At 61.4% G+C, this 4,228-nt stretch carries 6 protein-coding genes and 1 tRNA gene; 4 read left to right on the forward strand and 3 right to left on the reverse strand.

From position 1 onward, the window contains the following. Positions 1–452, reverse strand: a 452-nt coding sequence (locus EN969_RS19195; RefSeq protein ID WP_281040818.1) for a trigger factor, incomplete at its 3' end; no start/stop codon positions are given. 374 nt (positions 453–826) lie between these two features. Here EN969_RS19195 and EN969_RS19200 point away from each other — a divergent pair. Beyond that, positions 827–911 (forward strand) — tRNA-Leu (locus tag EN969_RS19200). Between the two features lie 60 nt (positions 912–971). Here EN969_RS19200 and EN969_RS19205 read toward each other — a convergent pair. Beyond that, entirely contained in the window at positions 972–1,550 is a 579-nt protein-coding gene (locus tag EN969_RS19205; protein WP_024504405.1) for an NUDIX domain-containing protein, read from the reverse strand. Positions 1,551–1,775: 225 nt separating this feature from the next. Here EN969_RS19205 and EN969_RS19210 point away from each other — a divergent pair, with 225 nt between their 5' ends. From EN969_RS19210 to EN969_RS19220, 3 genes are all read left to right on the forward strand, one after another. Beyond that, complete coding sequence (locus tag EN969_RS19210) at positions 1,776–2,879, forward strand: NADH:flavin oxidoreductase/NADH oxidase (RefSeq protein ID WP_024504404.1); 1,104 nt, start codon at positions 1,776–1,778, stop codon at positions 2,877–2,879. A gap of 112 nt (positions 2,880–2,991) precedes the next feature. Next, the gene (locus EN969_RS19215) at positions 2,992–3,270 is read left to right on the forward strand and encodes a DUF982 domain-containing protein (protein WP_013532012.1); all 279 of its coding nucleotides are present in this window, start codon (positions 2,992–2,994) and stop codon (positions 3,268–3,270) included. A 30-nt stretch (positions 3,271–3,300) separates the two neighbouring features. Next, positions 3,301–3,540, forward strand: a complete 240-nt coding sequence (locus EN969_RS19220; protein ID WP_013532013.1) for a DUF2188 domain-containing protein — start codon at positions 3,301–3,303, stop codon at positions 3,538–3,540. A gap of 159 nt (positions 3,541–3,699) precedes the next feature. Here EN969_RS19220 and EN969_RS36090 read toward each other — a convergent pair. Next, the coding region (locus tag EN969_RS36090; protein ID WP_245467462.1) for a hypothetical protein at positions 3,700–4,228 on the reverse strand (529 nt) is incomplete at its 5' end.

A 4,228-nucleotide genomic window follows, 5' to 3' on the forward strand; every position in this document is an offset into this window, starting at 1 on the left:
CGCTGGACCTGCTCGTCGATCTCGGCATCAGGCACGTCGAACACCTGGCGCGTCACCTTGATGTCGGAAAAGTCCTTGATCTCGATCGCCGGGATGATCTCGTAGTTGAGGCGGAATTCGAAGTCGGCGCCGCCGGCCAGGATCTTCTCGGCTTCCTTCTCGTCCTCGGTCATGATGACTTCAGGCTGCATGGCAGCCTTTTCACCACGCCCGGTAATGATCGAACGAGTCGAATCGTTGAGGATTTCGTTGACCACTTCGGCCATGAACGACTTGCCGTAGACCTTGCGCAGGTGCTGCACCGGCACCTTGCCTGGACGGAAGCCGTTGATGCGGACCTTGTTGCGGGCATCCGAAAGCCGCGCCATCAGCTTGGCTTCCATGTCACCGGCCGGCACGGTGATCTTGATCTCTCGCTTGAGACCGGAGTTGAGCGTTTCGGTGACCTGCATCGTAAAACCTTTGTTTTCACCAATGAGACTGCCACGGCCTCTGCCGTTCACAGCCTGCCGGTATATTCTTGCCGGGAATGGCTTTTGGTACGGAACCTGGCGATTTGACCGAAAACCCGGCTCAAACTCTCCCAAACTGCGTTCCAAAATGTGAATAAGTTCTTGTTTTTCCTACTTCTTATCACATTCTGCAGAAGCGGATCGTCGCGTCCCGTCACATTTGACACGCCTTTTGTCACAGGCGAGGCCAATTTTCAACAGTCTTCGCATCCCAGCGATAACCAGCATTCGGGGCCTGCCCCACATCTTGTCGCTGGGCCACATCTTGTCTCTGACATTGACAGAATGATGGCCACATGGGATTGCCGGTCCATGCGGATGTGGCGGAACTGGTAGACGCCCTGGATTTAGGTTCCAGTGCCGAAAGGCGTGGGGGTTCGAGTCCCTTCATCCGCACCACCCTTCGAGCTTCGGGTGGCGGGCCACCCGAAAGTCCTGGCGAAGGAGGACCGGCGCCTTTCAGGCAGGCATCGGATTGAGCTTCAGATGCTGGATCAGGATGATGGTCTTGGCGTCGACGATACGGCCATCGGCGATGCCGGCCAGCGCCTCGTCGAGCGGCATTTCCAGAACCTCGATGTCCTCGCCCTCTTCTTGCGCGCCGCCGCCGGCCGAGATGCGGTCGGCGGGTGAATAGCGGCCGATGAAAAACCAGAGCCGTTCGGTGACGCTGCCGGGGCTCATATAGGGCGAAAACAGCCGCTCGATATCCTTCAAGCGATAACCCAGCTCTTCCTCGGCTTCCTTGCGGATGGCGGTCTCCGGATCGTTTTCGTCCAACAGACCGGCACAGGCCTCGATCAGCGGCTCGCGGTGGCCGGTGACGTAAGCGGGATAGCGGAACTGGCGCACCAGAAGCACGGTCGAACGCAAGGGGTCGTAAGGCAGGATCACCGCACCATCGCCGCGATCATAGGTCTGGCGGATTTGCGTCTCCCACTGACCGTCGCGCCGGCGGTAGTCGAGGACGGTCTTCTTCAGGATGGCCCAGTCGTCGGAGAGGATTTCCTCCGAACGGACGCGAATACGATCTTCCATCCCGGTCTCCATGCTAAAGCGCGTCGCACTTCATGCTCCTGTTTATGCCTGTCGTTCTCCCAAAACCGGAGCCACTTTTGGGAGACATGCCTGGCCGAGGCGTAGCCGCGAACCGGCATTTCGGCAATCCCGCCCGTGATTGGTCCAGAAGCCCTTTCACCGCCTCGTGTCTGGCGCAGGCGCCATCGGTCGCCTAAATAGCTGCGAACCCTCCCGGAGTTTCTCATGACAGCGTCGCTTTTCCAGTCGATCACTCTCGACGGCCTCACCTTCCCCAACCGCATCGCCGTCGCGCCGATGTGCCAGTATTCCGCCGAGGACGGCTCGGCCAGCGACTGGCATCTCCATCACTGGATGAACCTCGCAATGTCCGGCGCCGGCATGGTCACGGTCGAGATGACCGATGTCGAGCGGCGCGGGCGTATCACCCATGGCTGCCTCGGCCTTTACTCTGAAGACAATGAAGCGGCCGCCCGCCGCGCGCTGGACGCTGCACGACGCGTCGCCGCACCCGGCACGAAATTCGGCTCCCAACTGGCCCATGCCGGCCGCAAGGCTTCGAACCGCAAGCCGTGGGAGGGCGGCGGGCCACTGAAGCCAAACGAGGATCCCTGGCAGACCGTCTCCGCCTCGGCCATCCCCTACGACACCGGCTGGAACGTGCCGCACGCTCTGGAGGACGAGGAGATCCTACAGCTGATCGAGCGCTTCGCCGAGGCGGCAAGGCGAGCCGAACGCGCCGGCTTCGATTTCCTCGAACTGCACGCCGCGCATGGCTATTTGATCTTCCAGTTCCTGTCGCCCTTGTCCAACCAGCGCACGGACCGCTGGGGTGGCGCGCTGGAAAACCGCATGCGTTTTGCCGTCGAAATCACCAAGGCGGTGCGCAAGGCGGTGCCAAAGCTGATGCTCGGCGCAAGGCTGTCCGTGAAGGATTGGGTCGACGGCGGCTTCGACGTGGCGGACGCGATCGAAGTGGCCAAAGCGCTGAAGGACGAGGGCGTTGCCTATCTCTGCTGTTCGAGCGGCGGCAATTCGCCGTTGCAGAAATTGCCCACCGGCCCCGGCTATCAGGTGCATCTGGCGGAGGCGGTGCGCAAGGGCGCTGATATTCCGACCCGCGCCGTCGGCCTGATCGACGACCCCAAGCAGGCCGAAGCGATCGTCACCGAGGGCCGCGCCGACATGGTGGCGCTGGCGCGGGCCTTCCTGGCTGATCCGCGCTGGGGGTGGCGTGCGGCGGCGACATTCAGCGAGACAATCCACCCGGCGCCACAACTTGCCCGTTCGGTGACCACGATGCAGCATTGGATGAAGGCGGCGGGCTGAACGGTTCGCGCTCCCGACACGGCGCTGTAGAGCCTTCAAACAGCCTCTGAGACGTTTGGGCGCAGGCTGACGGCCATGGTTGCAACCAAATTGGCTGCTTTGCGTTGCGGCCATGATGGACAACAAACCTTTTGAAGTGCCGGTCGTCGTCGAACTTGGCCACGTCGGCAAATATCGCCACATCCGCAGCGCCCAGGAGGCCGCGGAGTGCCTGATGACGGTGTGGCCGCTCAATCGCGGCCCGCGCCATCGTGATGCCCTCGACACTTGCCTCAAAGTGCTGGAAGGTTATCGTTCGACAGCAGATGCGCGCCGGGCGCTGATTGAAGCCGCCAAGGAATCGGAAGTGCTGGTGCCCGACGACAGACTGCCCGACGACCGACTGCATTGAGCAGACGGACCTTTCAACCGGAGGTTTTTCATGGCGAAGCTGACTTACAAGATCGTCGAACATGACGGCGGCTGGGCCTACAAGGTCGGAGCGACCTTTTCCGAGACGTTTCCGACGCATCAGGACGCGTTGCGCGCCGCCGAAATCGCCTCGGCCGAGCAGCAGGTCGCCGGAGCGACGGACGGCATCCAGTATGAGGACGCCGAGGGAAAATGGCATGAGGAACTGGCCGACGGCCGCGACCGGCCGCAGACAGAAGTCTCGGACTGATTCGGTATCGCGGTTGATGTGGAGCGGTTCGACGGAGCGCCGACCGCAGCGCCGTCCGGAGAGAGGACGCGCCAGCGGCCAGCGGCTGTCCTTGCGGACTAGCCCTCGAACATGGATTTCTGGAAAATCGGCGTGCGCTTTTCGGAAATCACGTTCTGGCTATTTGCCGCAATACTGATCGTTGACGTTTTGCCCTGCGTTAGCGTCCGGGCCTGGTGTGTTGTGGGCACATGGGCCAATAGCGCCGGTGTTGCCTTGGGTGTTCAACCCGGAGCCGTCACTGATGCTTCCCGTGGTGTAGGGGTCGACAGTTGTCTGGTCGTTGTTACCGAACAGCCACCAGTCATGATTGTTTGAGTACCTGTCGTCCAGTGACTGCGCCATCGCCGATGTGGCGAGACCGATCGTCAGGACGGATGCTGCGAGAAGTTTTGTAACCATTGAATCACTCCGTATCTTAGCCGCCTTGGTGCGACACTCATAAAACCCGGTAGTCAGCCGAATGGTTCCTTGAAATTGTCGTGAAGCTGAGGTGAGGCCCCGATCAGCCCGGCCGGCGATGCGCTCGATGGATGCGGCGGTTCGCTCCTGGGCCATGAATTCCGGCAAGTGCCCCTTGCCATAGCACCCGTCGATGCGGCCGAGATCTTGCTCGACCGCCACGTCATCGCAGAACATGGTGTGGAAA

The sequence above is a fragment of the Mesorhizobium sp. M7A.F.Ca.CA.003.01.2.1 genome (assembly GCF_003998945.1).
Classification (GTDB): domain Bacteria; phylum Pseudomonadota; class Alphaproteobacteria; order Rhizobiales; family Rhizobiaceae; genus Mesorhizobium; species Mesorhizobium ciceri.

Bases quoted from the DNA above. Each gene is read 5' to 3' on its own strand.
- EN969_RS19205 (WP_024504405.1), bottom strand. From the start codon at position 1,550: ATGGAAGATCGTATTCGCGTCCGTTCGGAGGAAATCCTCTCCGACGAC.
- EN969_RS19210 (WP_024504404.1), top strand. From the start codon at position 1,776: ATGACAGCGTCGCTTTTCCAGTCGATCACTCTCGACGGCCTCACCTTC.
- EN969_RS19215 (WP_013532012.1), top strand. From the start codon at position 2,992: ATGATGGACAACAAACCTTTTGAAGTGCCGGTCGTCGTCGAACTTGGC.
- EN969_RS19220 (WP_013532013.1), top strand. From the start codon at position 3,301: ATGGCGAAGCTGACTTACAAGATCGTCGAACATGACGGCGGCTGGGCC.